This is a genomic window from Amorphoplanes digitatis (assembly GCF_014205335.1).
GTDB lineage: Bacteria > Actinomycetota > Actinomycetes > Mycobacteriales > Micromonosporaceae > Actinoplanes > Actinoplanes digitatus.
In genome coordinates, this window is the sequence record NZ_JACHNH010000001.1 from 4,360,135 (window position 1) to 4,378,716 (window position 18,582).

The following is an 18,582-nucleotide window of genomic DNA, read 5'->3' on the forward strand; positions in this document are numbered from 1 at the left end:
GCCGGTCAGCCCGCCGGGGGGAGGTGCAGGTGCCAGCGGCCCGAGCGGTGGGTGAGGCGGGTCAGCGAGAGCGGCGCGACGTCCAACTGCCACACCGCGTCGTCCGGCAGGCCCAGCGCGTGTGTCAGCATCGCCCGCACCAGGACCGGGTGGGCGACCGCGACCACCCGCAGCCCCGCCTGCCGGTCCAGCCAGGTGCCGGCCCGCAGCCGCACGGCCGCCAGGGACTCGCCGCCGTGCGGGGCCGCGCACGGGTCGGTCAGCCAGGCCTGCAGCCCGAACGGCTCGGCGCCGGCCACGTCGCCCAGGCCGAGCCGGGTCCAGGTGCCGTAGTCGGGGTCGGCGAGCGCCTTGTCCACCACCGGGTCGTCGTGGCCCAGCGCACCGGCCGTCTGGATCGCGGCCTGCGACGGCGCGCAGCACCACGTGTCGGACCGGCCGCCGAGGTCGCCGGCCTCGGAGAGGGCGAGGGCGGCCCGCAGGCCGCCCTCGTCGAGGTCGTCGTCGCCGCCGAAGACCGCGCGGCGCAGGCCCGGGGTCGCGGCGGCGGCGAGCAGCCGCAATCCGCTCACGCGGCTACGATATCGGACCTCTCCCGTGCCGCCCGGTCCCGGGTTCCGATGCGGCCCAGCAGCGCCGCGAACGCCAGACCCAGCGCCGTCCACAGCGTCGCCTGGGTGCCCAGCGAGGCGATCCGGAAGTCCCACAGCAGGCTCGCCGGGAACGTGTCGGGTACCTCGTCGATGCTCGGCAGCAGCACGTAGCCGATCGCGACCACGATCACGAAGGCCGCGACCGCCGCGACGGCCCGCAGCCACTCCGGCGAGCCCTCGCGCGGCGAGCGCGCCGCGAGCACCCCGGCCCAGACGGCGACCAGGCCGATCACCACGATCGACAGGTAGCCGATCGTGCGCTGGTTGATCGTCGCCGGGTTGCCGACGGCGGGCGGGTTCGCCGGATATTTGACGAACGGCACGAGCACGATGCCGAGCAGGGCCGCGCCGGCCAGCCCGAGCGCCGCCCGGGTGTCGCTGTCGGTGCGCAGCCGCCGGCGCAGCAACGTGTACGCGGTGGCGAGCAGGCCGCCCATCGCGACGCCGTACAGGGCCGTGGCCAGGAACAGCCCGGCCCGCTGGCCGTCGCGGGAGACGAGCTCCTCGTCGTGGTGACCGTCGCCGGCCGGCTCGGCGGCGGGGGCGGCGGCCTCCTCGATGGCGATCGCCGCGTCGATGCGGCTCTCGCCGGTCGAGTAGGCGAAGACGCCCGCCAGCAGGCCGGCGATCAGGCCCGCGAGCAGACCCCGCAGCAGCAGGGCGCCGTAGGACGGCGTGGTGCGGCCGGCCGTCAGTGGCACGGAACACCGAGCAGGTGCCGGCCGTCGTGCATCAGCTCGTGCAGGTACATCCCGCTCTGGGAGATCGCGCCCTGGTCGAAAGCGACAAGGTAGGCGAGCAGCAGGAGCAGCACGACGACGCCGGCGGCGGTCACCAGAACCCGGGGGGAGACCGCGGGCGTGCTCAGTGGGCGAACCGCTTGAATGTCTGGCATAACGGATCAGACCTCCTATCGGGATGACGCGTCCCGTTCAACAGGCCTGCGTACGTGTGAGCGTCCTGACTCACGGGTCCCGGGGGATCCGTTCACAGTGGCGCGACCGCACCGGATTCACACCGGTTTCCCTCACGACGTCGCAGATGGTCCCCCCAACCTAGCGGCGGCCGTCGGAGCCGGTCAATCGGGCGGGTCGCCGCGGTGGGCCGGGTCTCGGTAGCATCCGAACCGACCGTCGCATCGGGGGAGTGGATGCAGTTGCGCAGGATGATGGTCGCGGCAGCCGTTTCGGCGGCCGTCCTGCTGCCCGCCGCCCCCGCGCACGCCCGGGCCGCGCCCTGCCAGAACCCGCCCGGCGTGGCCCAGGTCAGCAAGGCCCAGCCGTACGAGGAGCGGATGTTCGCACCCGCGCGGCTGGCACCTTTCGCCACCGGCGACGGGGTGCGCGTCGCGGTCATCGACTCCGGAGTGGACGCCGGGCACCCGCAGCTGCGCGACCAGGTCGCCGCCGGCCGCGACTTCCTGCACGGCGAGCCCAACGGCCGGCAGGACTGCATCGGCCACGGCACTGCGGTGGCCAGCATCATCGCCGCGCGGCCGGCCGACGGCGCGGGCCTGCGGGGCCTGGCGCCCGGCGCGACCATCGTGCCGATCCGGGTCAGCGAGCAGACCGACACCGAGGGCGGCGGGCAGAGCGGCGGCGAGCCGGCCGACCCGGGCCGCTTCGCCGACGCGATCGACTGGGCCGCCGGCCCCGGCGACGCCGACGTGATCAACATGTCCCTGGTGATGACCGACGACGACAGCCGGGTCCGCGACGCGGTGGCCCGCGCCGTCGCCGCCGGCGTGGTGGTGGTCGCCGCGGCCGGCAACCACGGCCGGGCCGACGAGACGAACCCGCGGCCGTACCCGGCGTCCTACCCGGACGTCATCGGCGTCGGCGCGATCGGCGCCAACGGCGTGGCCGGCGACTTCTCCCAGCACGGCGACTGGGTGGACGTGACCGCGCCCGGCGTCCAGGTCACGTTCGCCGCCCGCGGGTCCGGCCACGCGCGGGGCGACGGCACCAGCTACGCGACGCCGTTCGTCTCGGCCACGGCGGCGCTGATCAGGCAGCGGTTCCCGGCGCTGACCCCGGCGCAGGTGGCCCGCCGGATCATCGCCACCGCCGACCCGGCGCCGGGCGGGCGCCGCAGCGACCGCTACGGCTTCGGCGTCGTCAACCCCTACCGGGCGCTGACCGAGACGCTCGGGCCGGACCGGGCGCCGGCGCCCGCGCCGGCCGTCGTGCACACCGAGGACCCGGCCGCGGTGGCGCTGACGGCCCGCCGCGCCCGCGCGCAGGACCTGTCGCTGATCGTGGCCGCGGCCGGCGCCGGCATCGTCGTGCTGGTGGTCGTGGCCGCCGCCGCGCTGCGCCGGGGCCGCCGCCGCGGCTGGCGCCCCCCGGACCCGGCCGGCACCGACCCGCACTGAGGGGCACGCCGAAGCGTCCACTGTGACCAACCGCGCACCCCGGTCCGCCGCCGGCGCGCCTAGGGTCGGTGCATGAGCAGGGAGCGGGCCGTTCGGGAGTGGCTGCGCGAGCGCGGCGCCGAGAGCGTCGATCACCCCGGCGGCACCCTCTACGCCCACCTCGGCCGCGTCCACGACCGGCTCGGTGCGCTGGGCCACGGCCCGGACGTGCAGCTCGCCGGGCTGACACACGCCGCGTACGGCACCGACGGCTTCGACCTGGCGCTGCTGCCGCTCGCCGAGCGCGCCGTGCTGCGCGAGCTGGTCGGCGAGCCCGCCGAGGCCCTGGTCCACCTGTACGGCACCTGCGACCGTTCACGCAGCTGGAAGGCCCTGCCCGGCACCCGCCGGGTGTGGGACCGCTTCACCGGCCTCGCCTACGACCTCGCGCCCGGGCAGATCCAGCCGTTCACCGACCTGACCATCGTCAACGAGCTCGACGTGGTCGAACGCGACCCCGGCATCGCCGAGCGCCACGGCGACCAGCTGCGCGAGCTGTTCGAGTCCTGGGCGCCGCTGGCCTCGGCACCGGTCCTCGCGGAGAGCCGCCGCGTCCTGGGCTGACGCCCCGGCGCGCAGGCCGCTCGGCTACGGTGCCCACTCATGATCTTGGCGCTGTCCGGCTTCGCGCTCATCGGGGTGATCGTCGCGGCCGGGCTGGCGACGCGCCGGTGGGGCGGGCTGCCGGAGAACGCCGAGGCGGTGCTGGGCCGCCTCGTCTACGCGGTGATGACACCGTGCCTGCTGTTCACCGGGGTGGCGCAGGCCGATCTGGGCGTACTGCTGAGCCCGCCGCTGATCGTCTCGACCGCCGCCGCGTTGCTCTGCTTCGGCCTGCACGTGCTGATCGTCCGCGGCCGGGACCCGGGCACCCGGGTGATGGGCGGGCTCGTCGCGGGTTACACCAACGCGAACTACATCGGCATCCCGATCGCCACCTACGTGCTGGGCGACGCCACGCTGGTGATTCCGATCATGATGTGGCAGCTGCTGATCGTCACCCCGGTGGCGCTGGTCCTGCTCGAGCTCGCCACCACCGGGCACACGTCGCTGCGCTCCGCGGTGACGGTGCCGCTGCGCAACCCGCTGATCGTCGCGGTCGCGGCGGGCCTGGTGCTGTCCGTGACCGGCCTGCGGCTGCCGGCGGTGCTCGCCGACCCGGTCGCCGCGATCGGCTCGGCCGCGGTGCCCGTGGTGCTCATCGCGTTCGGCATGTCCCTGTCGCAGCGCCGGGTCCTCGCGGCCGGGCCGGACCGGTTCGCCACGATCACGGCGGTGGTGCTCAAGACCGCCGGCATGCCGGCGATCGCGTTCCTGCTCGCCGTCGCGTGCGGCCTGTCCCGCGACACCACCTACGCGGTGACGGTCCTGGCCGGGCTGCCCACCGCGCAGAACATCTTCCTGTACGCACAGCGCTTCCAGGCCGGCCTGGTGCTGGTCCGCGACGCCATCTTCCTGTCCACGCTCGCCTGCGTGCCGGTGCTGCTGCTGATCGCGGTGCTCTTCGAGCTGTGACGCCTACCCAGCCACCGGTGCGGGCACGTGCCGCAGCGCGGCGGCGACGGTCGCGGCGCCCGCGGGCAGCAGCGGCAGCCGCACCGCGGCGGTCGGGATGCGGCCCAGCGCGTGCAGCACACCCTTGATCACGGTCGGGTTCGGCTCGGCGAACAGCGCCAGCGACAGCGCGGCCAGGCGGCCGCCGAGCGCCCGCGCCCGTACGGCGTCACCGGCGTGCCAGGCCGCGACCAGGCCGGCGAAATCCGCGGTCGCGACGTGCGCGGAGGCCAGGATGCCGCCGTGCGCGCCCATCGCCAGCAGCGGCGAGAGGACGGCGTCGTCGGCGCCCAGGACCGCGAAGTCCGCCGGCGGGTCCGCCAGCAGCTCGGCCGTGCCGGCATCGATCCCGCCGTTGGCGTACTTGATCCCCGCGATCCCGTCGATCGCCGTGATCCGGCGCAGCGCGCCGGTGGACAGCTGCTGTCCGGTCCGGTACGGCACGTGGTAGACGATCAGCGGCACGGCGGCGACCGCCGCCAGGGCCTCGAAGTGCGCGACGACGCCGTCCTCGCCCGGCCGCAGGAACGGCGGCACCAGGCTCAGCGCACCCGCCACGCCCCGCAGCCCGGCGACCTCCGCCGCCGAGTCGGCGCCGACCACCAGCGGCGCGTGGCGCTCCCGGCAGACCCGCGCGACCACTTCGACGACGGCCCGCCGCTCGCCGGCGGTCAGCGCCGCCGGCTCCGCGGTCGTGCCCAGGGCCACCAGGCCCGTCGCGCCGGAGCCCAGCGCGTCGTGGGCGAGGCACTCCAGGGCCTCCAGCGCCACCGCCCCCGCGGCGTCGAAAGGGGTGATCAACGGTACGTACACGCCGGAGAAGGTCATGCCCCTCAGCGTCCGGCAGCCCGACCATCAGGTCCAGTTCAGGATTGCGCGTTCCACCGTAAGCTGTGCTGATGCTCGACGTGCGGCGCCTGCGGCTGCTCTGCGACCTGTCCCGGCTCGGCACCATCGCGGCCGTCGCGCAGGCGGCCGCGTACACCCCGTCGGCGGTCTCCCAGCAGCTGTCGGCGCTGGAGCGGGAGGCGGGCGTGGCGCTGCTGGAACGCACCGGCCGCCGGGTCACCCTGACCGCGGCCGGACACGTGCTGGTGCAGCACGCCGAGACGGTGCTCGCGGCCCTGGAACGCACGTCGGCGGCGCTGGCCGCGGTGACCGCCGGCCTGTCGGGGCCGCTGCGCATCGGCGCGTTCCCGACCGCGGTCCGCACCCTGCTGCCGGAGGCGCTGGTCCGGCTGGGGCGCCGGCATCCGGGCCTGGAACTGATGGTGACCGAACTGGACCCGGTCGCGGTGCCGGCCGCGCTGCGCGAGCGGCGCCTCGACGTCGGCCTGCTGCACGACTACGACGTCGTGCCGGTCGAGCCGGACCCGGTGCTCGACGCGGTGCCGCTGCTGGACGAGACGGTGTTCCTCGCGGTGCCCGCCGCGGGCACCGTCACGGCGCTGGACCAGGCCCGCGGCGCCGCCTGGATCCTGGCCAGCCCGGGCACGCTGTGTCACACGGCGACCGAGCACGTCTGCCGCGCGGCCGGGTTCACGCCGCGGGCACGGCACCAGGCCGACGACTTCGCCACGGTGCTGGCGCTGGTCGCGGCCGGGCAGGGCGTCTCACTGGTGCCCGAACTGGCCGCGGCCGGGACGCCCGCGGGCGTACGGCTGATCCCGCTGCCGACCCGCCGGCGCAACCGGATCGCCTACCGCCGGGGCGCGGCCGGCCATCCCGCGGTCTCCGCCTTCGTCTCGGCGATCCGGGCCGCCACCGGCGTGGCTGGTTTGCCCGCAGGCCCGGACCGCAGCAGGATCGCCGAATGACCGACGTCGTCCTGTTCCACCACGCGCAGGGGCTGACCGCGGGCGTGCACGCCTTCGCCGACCACCTGCGCGGCGCGGGCCACACCGTGACCGTGCCCGACCTCTACGCCGGGGTGACCTTCGACAGCCTGGCCGCCGGGGTGGCGCACGCCCGGGACATCGGCATGGACGAGATCATCGCGCGCGGCGCCGCCGCGGTCGCCGGCGTGCCCGACCACGTGGTGTACGCGGGCTTCTCCCTGGGCGCGATGCCGGCGCAGAAGCTGGCGCAGACCCGGCCCGGCGCGCTCGGCGCGATCATCTACCACGGCGGGGTGCCGGCCTCGACCTTCGGCGGCCAGTGGCCGGCCCGGGTGCCGCTGCAACTGCACCTCGCCGAGGAGGACGAGTGGAGCGAGGTCGAGGTCGCGCGGGACCTGGCGGCGGCCGCCCGGGACGGGACGCTCTTCGTGTACCCGGGCTCGGCGCACCTGACCACCGAAAGCAGCCTGGCTGAGTACCAGCCGGAGACCTCGGCCCTGATCCTGCGGCGCAGCCTGGAATTCCTCCACCGGGTCGGGTGACGGCGGGCCGGCTACCAGGGCAGGGTGCCCTCGGCGTCGAAGTAGCCGCCGGTGGGGCCGTCCGGTCCCACCGTCGCCATGCGCACGATGATCTCGGCGCCCTGCTCGACGCTCTGCCGGCCCGTGCCCCGGTTCAGGTCCGTGCTGGTGAAGCCCGGCTCCACCGCGTTGATCCGGATGCCCGGGAACGCCTTCGCGTACTGCACCGTGATCATGTTGACGGCCGCCTTCGACGCCGGGTACGCGACGCCGGTGTAGGCGTACCCCCGCGCGCCCGGGGTGGCGACCCGGACGACGGAGGCCAGGCCGCTGCTGACGTTGACCACGACCGGCGCCGCCGAGCGCCGCAGCAGCGGAAGGAAGGCGTGCAGGACCCGCACCATGCCGAAGACGTTCGTCTCGAACGTCTCCCGCATCACCTCGGCCGTCACCTCCGCGGCGCCGATCACGACCTTGCCGGCCTCCATCTCCCGCTGGATGCCGGCGTTGTTGACGAGCACGTCCAGCCCGCCGTCGGCCTCGATGGCCTCGGCCGCGGCCGAGACGGACGCGTCGTCGGTGACGTCGAGCCGCACCGGCCGGGCCCGCAGCAGTTCGGCGGCCCGGCGTCCCCGCTCGGCGTCCCGGCTTCCGATGTAGACGCGATGACCCGCGGCGACGAGCCGGCGGGCGGTCTCGAAGCCGAGGCCCTTGTTCGCTCCGGTGATCAGAGTCGCGGTCATGGCAACCGACACTAGTTGATACTACGGTTGACGTTATATAACGGCGGACGTAGTGTCGGCGCATGCAGGAACCCACCTTCTTGATCCTGACCGCGCTCGCCGCGGAACCCCTCCATGGCTACGGGGTGATCCGCACCGTCGACGAGCTGTCGGCCGGCGACGTCGTGCTGCGGCCGGGCACCCTCTACGGCGCCCTGGACCGCCTCGCCGAGCAGGGCCTCGTCGAGGTCGACCGTGAGGAGTCCGTCGACGGCCGGCTGCGCCGCTACTACCGGCTGACCTCCACCGGCGCCGCCGCGCTCGCCGCGCAGGTCGAGCGGCTGCGGCGGCACGCCGACGCCGCCGAGGCCCGGCTGCGCCGCCCGCGCGGGCGGACCGCGTTCGGCGCCGTCACCCTGGGGGTGGCCCGATGACCGCATCACCGGTACGCCTCGAGCGTCGCTACCGCCGGCTGCTCTGGGCGTTTCCCGGCCCGTACCGCCGCCGGCACGGTGCGGAGATCGTCACGACGCTGCTCGACATGGCCGAGGCCGGCCACGGCCGGCAGTCCGCGGCGCAGGCGCTGCACCTGGTGGCCTGCGGAGTGCGGCAGCGGTTCCGGCTGCCCGCCGGCCGGCCCCTCGCGGTGGTCGCCGCCCTGCTGGCCGCGCTCGCCCTCGGCGCGCTGGGCGGCGCGGCCGGCAACCGGCTCGGCTGGCAGACCGCCGCACCCATGCCGTCCGGCGACGAGATGCGCGCCCTGGCCACCGCCGCGGTCGGCGGCAGCCCGTCCGACGTCGACCTGTACCCGTGGCGGACGGCGGCGAACGGCCCGGTCCTGGACGCGGGGGTGACCGTCGCGCCGGCCCACTCCGCCGACCGTGTCCGGGACGCACTGGCCGCGGCCGGATGGCGGACGACGACCTTCGAGGAGTCGACGGGCCGGTGGATCGTCCGCTTCGACGAGCACCCCGACATCGACGCGGCCACGGGCGCGCGGCTCCTCACCAAGGACGCCTGGGTGCCCGTCCAGGAACTGCGGTTCAGGGCGACCAAGGGCGGGCTGACCCTGTCGGGCGCAGGCATGAGCGCGGCCGCCGACGCCAGGTACGGCGTCGTCGCCGAGACGCGGCACAACTACACGGTGTGGGCCGGGGAGACCGCCGCCGTGCGGCCGCTGACCGTCGCGGGGTTCCTCGCCGGCGCGGTCGCCGGGTGGCTCGTCGCCGCGGCGTTCGCCTACCGGCTGCGCCGCGGCGGCCGATCCCGGCGCCGGGTGACGTCGGCGCTGGTGGCGACGGCCTTCGCCGCGGCGGTCGTGCCCGCCTACCTGCTCTACAACGACCTCTACCGGATCTGGTCCTACGACACCGCCAATCCGAATCCCTACATCGTGGACGGCCGCGCCGAGCAGCTCCCGCCGGGCCTGGCACCGGGCTGCGTGGTCGCCGCGCTCGTCGCCCTCGCCGCGGCGCTGCTGATCGCCCGGCGCGGTGCCCGTACCGAATCGACCGGACCGGAGCCGGTGACAGGCGGCGCCGTATCGCCCTAACCTCGATCGATGATCCGAAACGCCTACCTGGAATCCGCCCGGACCGCCGTGACCCTGCTGCGCCATCCCGCGCTGACCGAGCGCTGGTCCGCGCCGAGCGCGCTCGCCGACTTCTCCACCGGTGGCCTCGCCCGCCACCTCGCCGACCAGCTCACCCGCACCGTCACGTTCCTCGCGGCCGCGCCGGGCGGATCGGCGATCTCGATCATGGAGCACTTCACCGGCAACTCGTGGGTCGCCTCGGGAGTGGACGGCGCCGGCAACGTGCGCATCCGCGGCCGCTGCGAGCAGGCCGCCGCGCTGATCACCGCCGACGGCCTGGCCGCCGAGGCCGGCGCCGCCCTGGACCTGCTCGAGACCGTCGTGCCGGGACAGCCGGACGACCGGATCGTCGACCTCGACGACTGGGGGCTGCTGGTCGACGACTTCCTGCTGACCCGGGTGATCGAGCTGGTCGTGCACGTCGACGACCTCGCGGTCAGCCTGGACCAGCCGACACCGGCGATGCCCGGCGAGGCGACCGAGGCGGCGATCCGGCTTCTCGGCCGCCTCGCGGCCTGGCGGCACGGCCCGCTGCCGGTGCTGCGCGCCCTGACCCGCCAGGAACGGGCACCCGCCTCGATCGCCGCGTTCTGAGCACGGGCGAGCGCCGCCACGGGTAGCCGTGGCGGCGCTCGTTGGGTCAGCCGGGTCCGGCCCGGATCCTGGACGCGCTCGACGAGCCTTGCTCCACCTGGCCCCGGGCCAGCGGTATCCGGGCGGCGAACCGTCGCTGCGGGCGGCTCATTCCGCGAAGATCCTGACCTTGGTGTCCTTCTCCTCGACGTCGATGGTGAGGTCGCCCAGGTGAACCACCAGGTCTTCGAGGTCCTCGGGTTTGAGCTGGGTGACGTCGATGTCCACGCCGTTCTTGCGCAGCGCCTCGTTGACCTTCTCCTTGGCGCCGTTGGGGAGCAGGCTGGCCAGCTTCACCCCGGCCCGCAGCAGCGACAGCGGCACCCGGATGTTCACCTTCGTCGGCGCGTCGGCGCCGCTCTCCTGCTCCTCCACGAGGACGCGCAGGTACTTCGGGTTGTTCACATTGGTCTCGGCGGCGCGGGTGGCCGGCGCGGCGGGCTGCTTGTCCAGCGCGGCGATGAGGCTGTCGGCCTCGTCCGCGCTGATCTGACCCTCGGCGAGCATCTGCAGGATGTGCATGCGGTTGTCGTTCATGTCCCTCTCCTTCGCTACGTGATGATCCGGGCCACCCGGATCACGGCAGTGCCTCCAGCTCGCGGATCGCGTCGGCCGCGGTGATCTCGCCGCGCTTGAGGCGGTGGATCACCTCGGTGCGCGACGGCGCCGGATCGGTGTCGACGAACTCCAGGGCGTTGCCGATCCGGTTGAGCCGGTTCTTGATGGTGGGGTAGCTGACCCCGAAGACGCGCTCCATCTCCTTGATGGAGCCGTGGCAGCGCACGAACGCGGTGACGAACACCTGGTCCTCGACGCTGAGCTCGGCGAGCTGCGGAAGCTCGAAGGCGCCCTCGATGGCCACGCCCGTGTCCGCCAGCCGCACCCGCTCGACGATGAGCGACTGCCCCTGGGTCAGCTTCGTGAGTTCCTGCCACTCCATGATGCGCCCTCCTTAACTTTCTCAAGTATTGCCTTGAGATTCTTGATTCTGCAAGGCCTGGGGTTCAGATTCTTGCCGTGATCCTAGATAGGCGTCCAGCGCGGCGGCGCCGGCGAGCATGGCGCGGCCGCGGGCCGAGAGGCGGGCGTGCCAGTCGCCGAGCATCGACTCCAGCGGCGCGACGCCGCCGGCGGCGCGGACCTGGGCGATCAGCGGGGCGATCTGCTCCAGCCCGTAGCCGCCCCGCCGGAGCTGGTGGACGAGCCGGGCGTCGCGCACGTCGGCCGCGTCATAGACCCGGTAGCCGGTCCGCGGCTCACGGCGCGGCCGGACCAGGCCGGCCCGTTCCCACTTGCGCAGCGTGGCCGGGCGGATGCCGAGCCTTCTCGCCAGGGGGCCGACGAACGTGTCGCCGCGCTCCTGCGGCACGGGGCCCAGATCGCGCAGCGCCGCCTCGACGGCCAGCAGGGTACGGCGGTCGTCGAGAAGCTGGGCGTGGCTCTCGTCGATGATCCGCAGCGCGTCCCCGGTCGCGTCCTCGTGAACGGCCCGCATGATTGCCGCGGCCGTCCGATGGCCGTGCCCGGGCACCAGGGCGAGGAACGCGCTCAGCGCCAGCGCGTGCGCCCGCGTGTAGGTGCGGTATCCGTGCGGGGTGCGCTCGGCGCCCGGGAGGATGCCGTCCGCCTCGTAGTTCCTGATCGCCTGCGTCGACAGGCCGTGCCCGCGCGCCAGGTCAACCGGCCTCAGGTGTTCGCTCGTTTGAAGGTTTCGCGCCAAAGTACCGCCAATATCGCGCCAGAGTCTCAACCGACGGTTCAACGATACGGTTTAAGGCATGAAAGTTGATGCCGCCACCGTCATGGCGCTGCTCGGTTCCCGGCCGCGGCTGCTCGCCCTCGGCGAGCCGACCCACGGCGAGGAGACGCTGCTGAGCCTGCGCAACGAACTCTTCCGGCAGCTGGTCGAGCAGGAGGGCTACCGGACCATCGCGCTCGAGAGCGACTGCCTGATGGGCCTGGCCGTCGACGACTACGTCGCCGCGGGCACGGGCACGCTCGACGAGGCCATGGAGCGCGGCTTCAGCCACGGCTGGGGCGCCTTCGCGGGCAACCGTGACCTGGTGCGCTGGATGCGGGCGTACAACGAGGGCCGCAGTGGGGAGGAGCGGCTGCGCTTCGCCGGGGTCGACGGCCCGCTGGAGATCACCGGCGCCGCGAGTCCCCGGCCGGTGCTCACCGCGCTGCACGGCTACCTCGCCGCGCGGGTCGACGCCGACCTGCTGCCCTGCACCGCGCAGACGCTCGACCGGCTGCTCGGCGACGACGACCGGTGGACCGAACCCGCCGCGATGATGGACCCGTCCCGGTCCGTGGGGCGCACGCCCGAGGCCGAACGGCTGCGGCTGCACGCCGACGACCTGGCCGCCCTGCTCGACGCGCAGACGCCGCACCTGATCGCGACCTCCACGCCGGACGAATGGGACCGGGCGCGCCTGTACGGCCGCACCGCGACGGGCCTGCTGCGCTACCACTACTGGCTGGCGGACACCTCACCCGGCCGGATGACGTGGCTGCTCGGCGTCCGGGACTCGATGATCGCCGCCAACCTGCTCGCCCTCGCCGAGCGCGGCCCGGCGCTGGTCAACGCCCACAACAGCCACCTGCAACGGGACAAGAGCGGGATGCGGCTCGGCGGCATGCAGCTCCAGTGGTGGTGTGCCGGGTCGATCGTCAGCGCCCGGCTGGGCGCGGAGTACGCCTTCCTGGCCTCGGCGCTCGGCACGATCCGCCATCACGGCGTGGACACCCCGCCCCCCGACACCATCGAGGGACTGCTGTACGCGCTCCCGGAGGACCCCTGCCTCGTCGACCCCGGCGGCCTCGGCGACGCGACGCCCCGCGAGTCCACCTGGTTCGGCTACGCGGCGCTGGACCCGGCGCACGTGTCCCACTACGACGGGATCGTCTTCGTCAAGGACGCCCTGCCCAGCGAGCGCGTCAGCCGACGCTGAGGCTGTCCAGGTTGCCGCCGCCCGCCCCGGTCGTGGTGGCCCGGATCCGCACCGCGGCGCCGGCCGGCAGCGGCACGTTCAGGATGGCGGTACGCCATGTGCTCCACGCGCCGGTGGGCGGGAAGGACAGCTGCGCGGCGACGACCGCGTCGTTGACAGAGATCCGCAGCGGCCGGTCGGCGGTGCCGCCGTTGGCGTACCGGAAGCCGAGCGGGTAGGTGCCGGCCGCCGGCACCGCGACGGTCCACTCGATGTAGTCGCCGGAGGCGCCGGCGTAGTCGAGGTAGCCGCCGCCGGTGTAGCCGCGGTGCTGCGAGGCGATGGCCGCCCCGCTGCGGGCGGCGTCCTCGGCCTCGTACACGACCCGGGGCGACGGGGCCGGGAAGGCGCCGCCGCTGGGTTCGACGACCGCCGCGACGCCGCCGCCCGCGCCGACGCCGATCATCGGCGTCACGACCGTGAGGATCTTCCGGGCCGGGTTCCAGACCTGCCCGGCGCCGTTGAGGACGGCCGCCGACTCGCCGGTGAACGCCGGCAGTCCCGCGCCGCCGTTGACCCGCATGCCGACCGGCGCCGTCAGGCCGTGCAGGCGCACGACGTAGCGCCGCGCGGCCGGCGCGCCGCTGTAGGTGCCGGCCGGATGGCCGACCGTCACCCGCAGCGCGGCGTGCGCGTAGCCGAGCTCGGTCGTGGCGGCGGCGCCGCCACGGAACTCCTCGCTCACCCCGTCGTCCTCGTACAGGGTGAACGAGCCGTCGCGGCCGGTGTACACCTCCAGCTCCAGCTGGCTCTTGTCCAGGAACGCCGTGCTCTGCGCGTACTTGTAGCGGGGCAGGAGGCTGCCGGCCTTGACGTACATGATGATCTCGCCGGTGCTGGTGACGTAGCTCTTCTCGGCGGTGTCCGAGCCGATGGTCTGCGCGTCGGACCAGAAGTTGTACCAGGTGTCGCCGGCCGGCAGCCAGACACGCTGCACCGCGCCGGCGGCGTCGGTGGTCACCGGCATCACGACGATCGACGGCCCCCACATGTACTGGAGGTCGTGGGTGTACGCCATCGGGTTGCGCTGATGGTCGATCACCATGGCCCGGGCCATCGGCACGCCGGTCGCGTACGCGGTGTGCGCGATCGTGTAGATGTAGGGCATCAGCGAATAACGCAGCTTGGCGTACCGGAGGAATTCGGTCCTGTTCGCGGTGCCCTGGTCGATCGGCCAGCGGGACGCGGACGGGCCCTGCGTCGCGGTGTTGCCGTTGGAATGCGGCCGCCAGATCGGCGACAGGCTCGCCCAGGCGGCCACCCAGTTGCGGTAGAGGCCGTCAGAGACGATCCCGCCGAGGAAGCCGCCGGCGTCGATGTTGGCGAACGGGAACCCGCCCAGCCCGGCGTTGAGCATGCCCCGGATCTGCTGCTGCATCTCCGGATACGTCGAGTCGATGTCGCCGGTCCACAGGTGGCCGTAGCGCTGCTGGCCCGCCGTCGCGCCCCGGGTGAAGATCCAGGGCCGCCGGGCCCGGCCGATGTGCGCGTCCCAGCCCTCCTGGCCGGCCGCCTTCTGGCAGTAGAGGAAGTAGGCGTTGCGCAGCTCCGCCCAGCGCCGGCCGTCGGCGGCGAGCGCGTCATACGGGATGGGGCCCAGCTCGTCGGGCTCGTCGATCCACAACGCGTCGCCCGGAAAGCCGAGCGCGGGATCGAGCGCCTTGGTCCAGAACACGTTCCAGACCCAGGCGCGGGTCGCCGGGTTGCTCCAGTCCGGCACCGCGTCGCTGTCGGCGACGCCGGTCAGGTCCGCCGGGCGGAAGCTGTAGCCCGGGGGAGGGCCGGCGACCCAGCCGGCCATCTCGTTGGAGTTGTTGCGGTTGTAGTCCAGCGTGGTGAGCACGCCGTGCTCGTCGGCCCAGCGTTTGAACGCGGCCGGGTCGGGCCAGCGCACCGGGCTGAACTCGAACCACGACCCGCTCCAGCCGCCGGAGCCGGCCCGCCAGCGGTTGTCGTGCACCTGGACGTCGAGCGGGAATCCCGCGTCGCGCAGCGCGGTGATCCGCGAGGTCCACCAGTTCTGATCGCTGACGGTGGGGAAGTTCTTGTCCGACAGCTGGAGGCCGAACACGCCAAGCCGCGGCAGGCGTGGCCGGCCGGTGAGCTGGGTGTAGCGGTCGAGCAGCTTCGCGAACTCCGGTCCCTTGATGACGAAATAGTCCAGCTGCGGGCGGGCGCCGGACGCGTCGTGGGCGTCGGCGAGGAACTCGTAGGTCCCGCCGTTGCCGAAGTTGAACGTGGTGTCGAACGTGGTGTTGAAGAAGATCGCGTAGCCCTGCGACGAGAGGAACATCGGCACGATCGCCGGGGCCTGCTCGCTGTGCTGGGTCAGCAGGCCGTAGTTGTGCGAGACGACGTCGCCGGTCCGGTCGACCTTCGGCGCGCGCCCGTACAGGCCGTGGCCGGCCTTGAAGAAGTGCTCGCCGGGCGCGGCGGGCGCGAACGTCTGCCGGACCGTCGCCGCGCCCCAGCTCATGCTGTGCGTGGCGTCCTCCCTGGCCAGCACGGCGCCGTCGTCGCGGCCGTAGAGCTCGAGGCGGAGCGGGTTCTTGCGCAGCACCGCCCGGATGCCGTCGGCCGGCCCGGTGGTGATGGTGAACGCGTCGCCGCCGTCGACCACCTGAAGGGTGCCGCCCAGCCCGGCGTGGGAGGCCGGGTCGACCATCTCGTAGCGGCTGTCGGCGAAGAAGGCCTCGCCGCCGCGGACGGCGCGGACGCGGAGGATGTGCCCGCCGTACGCGGTGATCCTGATCTGTTGCCCGGTCGTGCTGGTGACCGTGATGCCGCGGGCGTCGGCGACGTGGCTGCCGTAGCCGGTCAGCGTCTCGTCGGCGAGCGCCATCGGCGGCGCCGCGCCGACGGGAACCGCGTGCGCGCCGACGGCCAAGCCGGCGGCCTTGAGGAAGTCACGTCGTGAAGGCTTCTGCGACGACATGACGATAGATTGACCCTCATCGATAAAACTGTCAACGCAAAACAACGAGAGCGAACAGAATCGCGCGGCCGGGCACCCTTGCGGGTGCCCGGCCGCGTCCGCTCAACCCTCGGCGCCGACCTCGCGTACGGCATCGGCGACGGCGCCGAAGTCCTTGCGCAGGATCGCGCCGTGGTTGCTGGTGACCTTCGCGCTCACCCTGATGTGCGGGTTGCGGGCGGTCACCGCGCCGAGGCTGGCGCGGATCCGCTCCTGCTCGTCGCCCTTGCTGCCGAGCGACGTTCCCGACGCGACCACGTACCGGGTCGGGACGGTGAGGCCGTCCAGCACCGGGCCGAGTTCACGCTCGCGGGAGACCACACCGAGCTCGATGTTGCTGTTCGCCATCTGCTCGGTGGTCATCCGCGGCACCAGGCCGGTCGGGCGCAGCAGCGGCATGAACCAGCCCATCCGCCGGAACATCTTGCGGATCCGCTGCTCCGTGGCCTCGTCGAGCCAGTCGTACGGGAACGCCCCGTCGACCAGGACCGCGCCGATGGCACGGTCCGGATTGCGGCCGGCCCAGTGCGCCGCGACGAACGCGCCGTAGGACCAGCCGACGAGCACCGCCCGGTCGACGCCCCGGGCCGCGAGGACGGCGTCGACGTCGCGGACGGCGACCTCGAAGGAGTAGTCCGCCGAGCGCAGCGACTTGCGGCCGCGGGCCCGCTCGTCGTAGGTGATGTGCCGCCAGCCCGTGCCCAGCTCGGCAAGTACCCGGCGCCAGTAGCCCTGGGTGGCGAAGTGGCCGTTGAGGTAGACCACGGGCACGCCGTTGCCGCCGGTGTCGGTGACGGCCAGGGCGCTGTCGCCGACCGGCACCATGCCGGTCCAGGTCGATGCGGTCGAGGAGGTGCGGTTCTTGGTCATCTGTTCCACCTGTTCGTTGTCGGTATCGCTGGTCAGAGGCTGCGGGCGGTGATGTCGCCGTACTGGGTGGTGGCGTGGATGTTCAGGGCGGCCGCGGCGCCGTCGGTGTTGCTCAGGGTGTTGTGGACCCGGCCGTAGCCGGTGCCGGCGTCCATGACCGCGGAGACCCCGGTCGCGGCGCCGACCGTCACGTTGCCGTGCTGGGTGCGCAGCGTGACGGTGCCGGAGGTGGCCTCGACGACGTGGATGTCGCCCTTCTGGGTGCTGATCTCCGCCGGTCCGGCGAGGCGGCCGACCGTGACGTCACCGGCGTGTGCGCTCAGGCGCACGCTCGCGGCCTCGTCGATCTTGACCGTGCCGTACGCGCCCTCGACCGAGACGTCGCCGAGCCGGCCGACGCCGCGGAATTCCGCGGCGGCCGCCTTCGCCTCGATGCGGGAGCCGGCGGGCAGCTGGACGGTCACCTCGATGGATCCGCCGCCGCCGAGGATCCCGCTCTGCGCCGCCGGCGCCTTGATCCGCAGGACGCCGTCGCCGAACTCGACAGCGGTCTGCTCGGCGGCCCGCACGTCGCGGCCGGTGGCGGCGTCGGCGGGACGGACCTCGACGGTGGCGTCGGCCCGGTCGGCCGCGATGACCTGGATGCGCCCGGCGGGAAGATCCAGGACGGCGGTGACCGCGGCGGGGGTGTCGAACTTCTGCATCGTTCTCTCCTCGTGCTCGTTGTTTCCGATGCCAGAAACGCTACGTTGCGTTCGGACATCGAGCAACATATTCATTGCATCGAGGTCGCGTTATTGCAGGTAGATGTCGCGATTTCGTTGCAACGGGCCTGGATCTAACGCAATGACGCGAGGGACCGATGTTGCAATGAACTGTGGACGAACGCTACGCTCGCGGCAACAAGGGCAGCGGAAGGGAGATCGCGGTGCCGGGAGGCAGGCTCACTCAGCAGGAACGTCAGCAGATCGCGCTCGGGCTGGCGGACGGCCTCGCCTACGCCGAGATCGCCCGGCGCCTCGACCGTCCGACCTCGACCGTCACGCGCGAGGTGATGCGCAACGGCGGCCCCACCGCCTACCGCTCCGACCTGGCGCACCGCGCCACCGAACGCCGCGCCCGCCGGCGCAACCACACCCCGGTCCCGCGGCCGGGTGCGCCGGCGCGGGCCGAGGCCGTGCGCGAGTACGAGGAGGCGTTCACCACCCTGATGATGCAGCAGGGCCTGCCCAAGATGGCGTCCCGCGTGCTGACCTGCCTGTTCACCACCGACGCGGGCAGCCTTACCCCGTCCGAACTCGTCCAGCGCCTCCAGGTCAGCCCGGCGTCGGTCTCCAAGGCGATCGCGTTCCTCGACGATCAGGGCCTGATCCGCCGGGAACGTGACGAGCGCCGCCGCGAGCGCTACTTCGTCAACGACGACGTCTGGTACCAGTCGACGGTCGCCAGTGCCCGCGGCATCGCACAGGTCGCCGCGACCGCGCGGCAGGGCGTCGGACTCCTCGGCCCGGCGGCGTCCGCCCGGCTGGAGAACATCGCCCGCTTCAGCGACTTCATCAGCGAGAGCATGATGCGCGCCGCCGAGCAGGTTCGCGACCTGCTCCACACGACGCCCGAAGCGCCATTCCAATCATGATCAGGAATTGCCGGTCGTCCCACCTTTCGGAATGCCACTCACGCCGGTAGTGGTGGTGATCGCGTGGTAGGCCGAATGATCATTTTGGTGGGCGATCAAACGGGGCAGCAGAGCGCAGTGTCCACATGCTACGTTCCGGCTCGGCATTCAAGCGACGAATGTCAACACTTCAATGAACGGG

21 protein-coding genes and 1 riboswitch are annotated in these 18,582 nt (G+C 73.3%); of the genes, 10 read left to right on the top strand and 11 right to left on the bottom strand.

Going from position 1 to position 18,582, the window contains the following annotated elements:
- Nucleotides 1–5: 5 nt before the first annotated feature.
- The 3 genes from BJ971_RS19010 to BJ971_RS19020 are packed head-to-tail and all read right to left on the bottom strand — an operon-like array spanning nt 6 to nt 1,548.
- Nucleotides 6–572, bottom strand: a complete 567-nt coding sequence (locus BJ971_RS19010) for a histidine phosphatase family protein (protein WP_203709158.1) — start codon at nt 570–572, stop codon at nt 6–8.
- Nucleotides 569–1,354: a CbtA family protein gene (locus BJ971_RS19015; RefSeq protein ID WP_184994591.1), complete on the bottom strand. Its 786-nt coding sequence runs from the start codon at nt 1,352–1,354 to the stop codon at nt 569–571. The genes BJ971_RS19010 and BJ971_RS19015 overlap by 4 nt, the downstream gene beginning before the upstream one ends.
- A complete protein-coding gene (locus BJ971_RS19020; protein WP_184994592.1) occupies nt 1,345–1,548 on the bottom strand; it encodes a CbtB domain-containing protein in 204 nt (67 codons plus the stop codon). Before BJ971_RS19020 ends, BJ971_RS19015 begins: the two co-directional genes overlap by 10 nt.
- 60 nt (nt 1,549–1,608) lie before the next feature.
- Nucleotides 1,609–1,679: riboswitch (cobalamin riboswitch) on the bottom strand.
- A 124-nt stretch (nt 1,680–1,803) separates the two neighbouring features.
- Between BJ971_RS19020 and mycP the strand changes: the two genes are divergently transcribed.
- The 3 genes from mycP to BJ971_RS19035 all read left to right on the top strand — a co-directional run bounded on the left by mycP (nt 1,804) and on the right by BJ971_RS19035 (nt 4,581).
- Nucleotides 1,804–3,027 carry a type VII secretion-associated serine protease mycosin gene (gene mycP, locus BJ971_RS19025; RefSeq protein ID WP_239087237.1) on the top strand — a complete coding sequence of 408 codons (1,224 nt, stop codon included), beginning with the start codon at nt 1,804–1,806 and terminating at the stop codon, nt 3,025–3,027.
- Between the two features lie 72 nt (nt 3,028–3,099).
- The gene (locus tag BJ971_RS19030; RefSeq protein ID WP_184994593.1) at nt 3,100–3,630 is read left to right on the top strand and encodes a DUF6817 domain-containing protein; all 531 of its coding nucleotides are present in this window, start codon (nt 3,100–3,102) and stop codon (nt 3,628–3,630) included.
- A 39-nt stretch (nt 3,631–3,669) separates the two neighbouring features.
- Nucleotides 3,670–4,581: an AEC family transporter gene (locus tag BJ971_RS19035; RefSeq protein WP_184994595.1), complete on the top strand. Its 912-nt coding sequence runs from the start codon at nt 3,670–3,672 to the stop codon at nt 4,579–4,581.
- A gap of 3 nt (nt 4,582–4,584) precedes the next feature.
- On the opposite strand, the gene BJ971_RS19040 is transcribed toward BJ971_RS19035, so the two are convergent.
- Nucleotides 4,585–5,448 (bottom strand): dihydrodipicolinate synthase family protein, encoded by an 864-nt coding sequence (locus tag BJ971_RS19040; RefSeq protein WP_184994597.1) that lies wholly within the window; start codon nt 5,446–5,448, stop codon nt 4,585–4,587.
- A gap of 71 nt (nt 5,449–5,519) precedes the next feature.
- Here BJ971_RS19040 and BJ971_RS19045 point away from each other — a divergent pair, with 71 nt between their 5' ends.
- Both BJ971_RS19045 and BJ971_RS19050 read left to right on the top strand, forming a co-directional pair.
- On the top strand, nt 5,520–6,437 hold the full coding sequence (locus BJ971_RS19045) for a LysR family transcriptional regulator (protein WP_184994598.1): 918 nt from the start codon (nt 5,520–5,522) through the stop codon (nt 6,435–6,437).
- Nucleotides 6,434–7,000, top strand: coding sequence for a dienelactone hydrolase family protein (locus BJ971_RS19050; protein WP_184994599.1), 567 nt, complete (start codon nt 6,434–6,436; stop codon nt 6,998–7,000). The genes BJ971_RS19045 and BJ971_RS19050 overlap by 4 nt, the downstream gene beginning before the upstream one ends.
- Before the next feature lie 11 nt (nt 7,001–7,011).
- On the opposite strand, the gene BJ971_RS19055 is transcribed toward BJ971_RS19050, so the two are convergent.
- Complete coding sequence (locus tag BJ971_RS19055; protein ID WP_184994600.1) at nt 7,012–7,722, bottom strand: SDR family NAD(P)-dependent oxidoreductase; 711 nt, start codon at nt 7,720–7,722, stop codon at nt 7,012–7,014.
- A 62-nt stretch (nt 7,723–7,784) separates the two neighbouring features.
- Here BJ971_RS19055 and BJ971_RS19060 point away from each other — a divergent pair, with 62 nt between their 5' ends.
- The 3 genes from BJ971_RS19060 to BJ971_RS19070 are packed head-to-tail and all read left to right on the top strand — an operon-like array spanning nt 7,785 to nt 9,889.
- A complete protein-coding gene (locus tag BJ971_RS19060; RefSeq protein ID WP_184994601.1) occupies nt 7,785–8,135 on the top strand; it encodes a PadR family transcriptional regulator in 351 nt (116 codons plus the stop codon).
- Complete coding sequence (locus tag BJ971_RS19065) at nt 8,132–9,253, top strand: hypothetical protein (protein ID WP_184994602.1); 1,122 nt, start codon at nt 8,132–8,134, stop codon at nt 9,251–9,253. Before BJ971_RS19060 ends, BJ971_RS19065 begins: the two co-directional genes overlap by 4 nt.
- Before the next feature lie 9 nt (nt 9,254–9,262).
- Nucleotides 9,263–9,889 (top strand): maleylpyruvate isomerase N-terminal domain-containing protein, encoded by a 627-nt coding sequence (locus BJ971_RS19070; protein ID WP_184994604.1) that lies wholly within the window; start codon nt 9,263–9,265, stop codon nt 9,887–9,889.
- A 147-nt stretch (nt 9,890–10,036) separates the two neighbouring features.
- Here the strand turns inward: BJ971_RS19070 and BJ971_RS19075 are convergent, their stop codons facing one another.
- From BJ971_RS19075 to BJ971_RS19085, 3 genes are read right to left on the bottom strand one after another with little or no spacing between them, the layout of a single operon-like run.
- Nucleotides 10,037–10,465, bottom strand: a complete 429-nt coding sequence (locus tag BJ971_RS19075) for an SHOCT-like domain-containing protein (protein ID WP_184994605.1) — start codon at nt 10,463–10,465, stop codon at nt 10,037–10,039.
- A gap of 40 nt (nt 10,466–10,505) precedes the next feature.
- On the bottom strand, nt 10,506–10,868 hold the full coding sequence (locus BJ971_RS19080; protein ID WP_184994606.1) for a DUF2089 domain-containing protein: 363 nt from the start codon (nt 10,866–10,868) through the stop codon (nt 10,506–10,508).
- A 21-nt stretch (nt 10,869–10,889) separates the two neighbouring features.
- Nucleotides 10,890–11,648: a TioE family transcriptional regulator gene (locus BJ971_RS19085; RefSeq protein ID WP_184994607.1), complete on the bottom strand. Its 759-nt coding sequence runs from the start codon at nt 11,646–11,648 to the stop codon at nt 10,890–10,892.
- A 58-nt stretch (nt 11,649–11,706) separates the two neighbouring features.
- Between BJ971_RS19085 and BJ971_RS19090 the strand changes: the two genes are divergently transcribed.
- Nucleotides 11,707–12,882 carry an erythromycin esterase family protein gene (locus BJ971_RS19090; RefSeq protein ID WP_184994608.1) on the top strand — a complete coding sequence of 392 codons (1,176 nt, stop codon included), beginning with the start codon at nt 11,707–11,709 and terminating at the stop codon, nt 12,880–12,882.
- Here BJ971_RS19090 and BJ971_RS19095 read toward each other — a convergent pair.
- The 3 genes from BJ971_RS19095 to BJ971_RS19105 all read right to left on the bottom strand — a co-directional run bounded on the left by BJ971_RS19095 (nt 12,869) and on the right by BJ971_RS19105 (nt 17,469).
- On the bottom strand, nt 12,869–15,856 hold the full coding sequence (locus tag BJ971_RS19095; protein ID WP_184994609.1) for a TIM-barrel domain-containing protein: 2,988 nt from the start codon (nt 15,854–15,856) through the stop codon (nt 12,869–12,871). The genes BJ971_RS19090 and BJ971_RS19095 overlap by 14 nt on opposite strands.
- A gap of 102 nt (nt 15,857–15,958) precedes the next feature.
- The gene (locus tag BJ971_RS19100; protein ID WP_184994611.1) at nt 15,959–16,765 is read right to left on the bottom strand and encodes an alpha/beta fold hydrolase; all 807 of its coding nucleotides are present in this window, start codon (nt 16,763–16,765) and stop codon (nt 15,959–15,961) included.
- A 32-nt stretch (nt 16,766–16,797) separates the two neighbouring features.
- A complete protein-coding gene (locus BJ971_RS19105) occupies nt 16,798–17,469 on the bottom strand; it encodes a DUF4097 family beta strand repeat-containing protein (RefSeq protein ID WP_184994612.1) in 672 nt (223 codons plus the stop codon).
- A gap of 224 nt (nt 17,470–17,693) precedes the next feature.
- Between BJ971_RS19105 and BJ971_RS19110 the strand changes: the two genes are divergently transcribed.
- A complete protein-coding gene (locus tag BJ971_RS19110) occupies nt 17,694–18,401 on the top strand; it encodes a helix-turn-helix domain-containing protein (RefSeq protein WP_184994613.1) in 708 nt (235 codons plus the stop codon).
- The last annotated feature ends 181 nt before the right edge of the window (nt 18,402–18,582 follow it).

Coding starts and splice junctions, on each gene's coding strand:
- BJ971_RS19070 (WP_184994604.1), top strand. CDS start 9,263: ATGATCCGAAACGCCTACCTGGAATCCGCCCGGACCGCCGTGACCCTG.
- BJ971_RS19100 (WP_184994611.1), bottom strand. CDS start 16,765: ATGACCAAGAACCGCACCTCCTCGACCGCATCGACCTGGACCGGCATG.
- BJ971_RS19080 (WP_184994606.1), bottom strand. CDS start 10,868: ATGGAGTGGCAGGAACTCACGAAGCTGACCCAGGGGCAGTCGCTCATC.
- BJ971_RS19095 (WP_184994609.1), bottom strand. CDS start 15,856: ATGTCGTCGCAGAAGCCTTCACGACGTGACTTCCTCAAGGCCGCCGGC.
- BJ971_RS19030 (WP_184994593.1), top strand. CDS start 3,100: ATGAGCAGGGAGCGGGCCGTTCGGGAGTGGCTGCGCGAGCGCGGCGCC.
- BJ971_RS19090 (WP_184994608.1), top strand. CDS start 11,707: ATGAAAGTTGATGCCGCCACCGTCATGGCGCTGCTCGGTTCCCGGCCG.
- BJ971_RS19020 (WP_184994592.1), bottom strand. CDS start 1,548: ATGCCAGACATTCAAGCGGTTCGCCCACTGAGCACGCCCGCGGTCTCC.
- BJ971_RS19040 (WP_184994597.1), bottom strand. CDS start 5,448: ATGACCTTCTCCGGCGTGTACGTACCGTTGATCACCCCTTTCGACGCC.
- mycP (WP_239087237.1), top strand. CDS start 1,804: ATGCAGTTGCGCAGGATGATGGTCGCGGCAGCCGTTTCGGCGGCCGTC.
- BJ971_RS19065 (WP_184994602.1), top strand. CDS start 8,132: ATGACCGCATCACCGGTACGCCTCGAGCGTCGCTACCGCCGGCTGCTC.
- BJ971_RS19055 (WP_184994600.1), bottom strand. CDS start 7,722: ATGACCGCGACTCTGATCACCGGAGCGAACAAGGGCCTCGGCTTCGAG.
- BJ971_RS19075 (WP_184994605.1), bottom strand. CDS start 10,465: ATGAACGACAACCGCATGCACATCCTGCAGATGCTCGCCGAGGGTCAG.
- BJ971_RS19045 (WP_184994598.1), top strand. CDS start 5,520: ATGCTCGACGTGCGGCGCCTGCGGCTGCTCTGCGACCTGTCCCGGCTC.
- BJ971_RS19050 (WP_184994599.1), top strand. CDS start 6,434: ATGACCGACGTCGTCCTGTTCCACCACGCGCAGGGGCTGACCGCGGGC.
- BJ971_RS19035 (WP_184994595.1), top strand. CDS start 3,670: ATGATCTTGGCGCTGTCCGGCTTCGCGCTCATCGGGGTGATCGTCGCG.
- BJ971_RS19105 (WP_184994612.1), bottom strand. CDS start 17,469: ATGCAGAAGTTCGACACCCCCGCCGCGGTCACCGCCGTCCTGGATCTT.
- BJ971_RS19060 (WP_184994601.1), top strand. CDS start 7,785: ATGCAGGAACCCACCTTCTTGATCCTGACCGCGCTCGCCGCGGAACCC.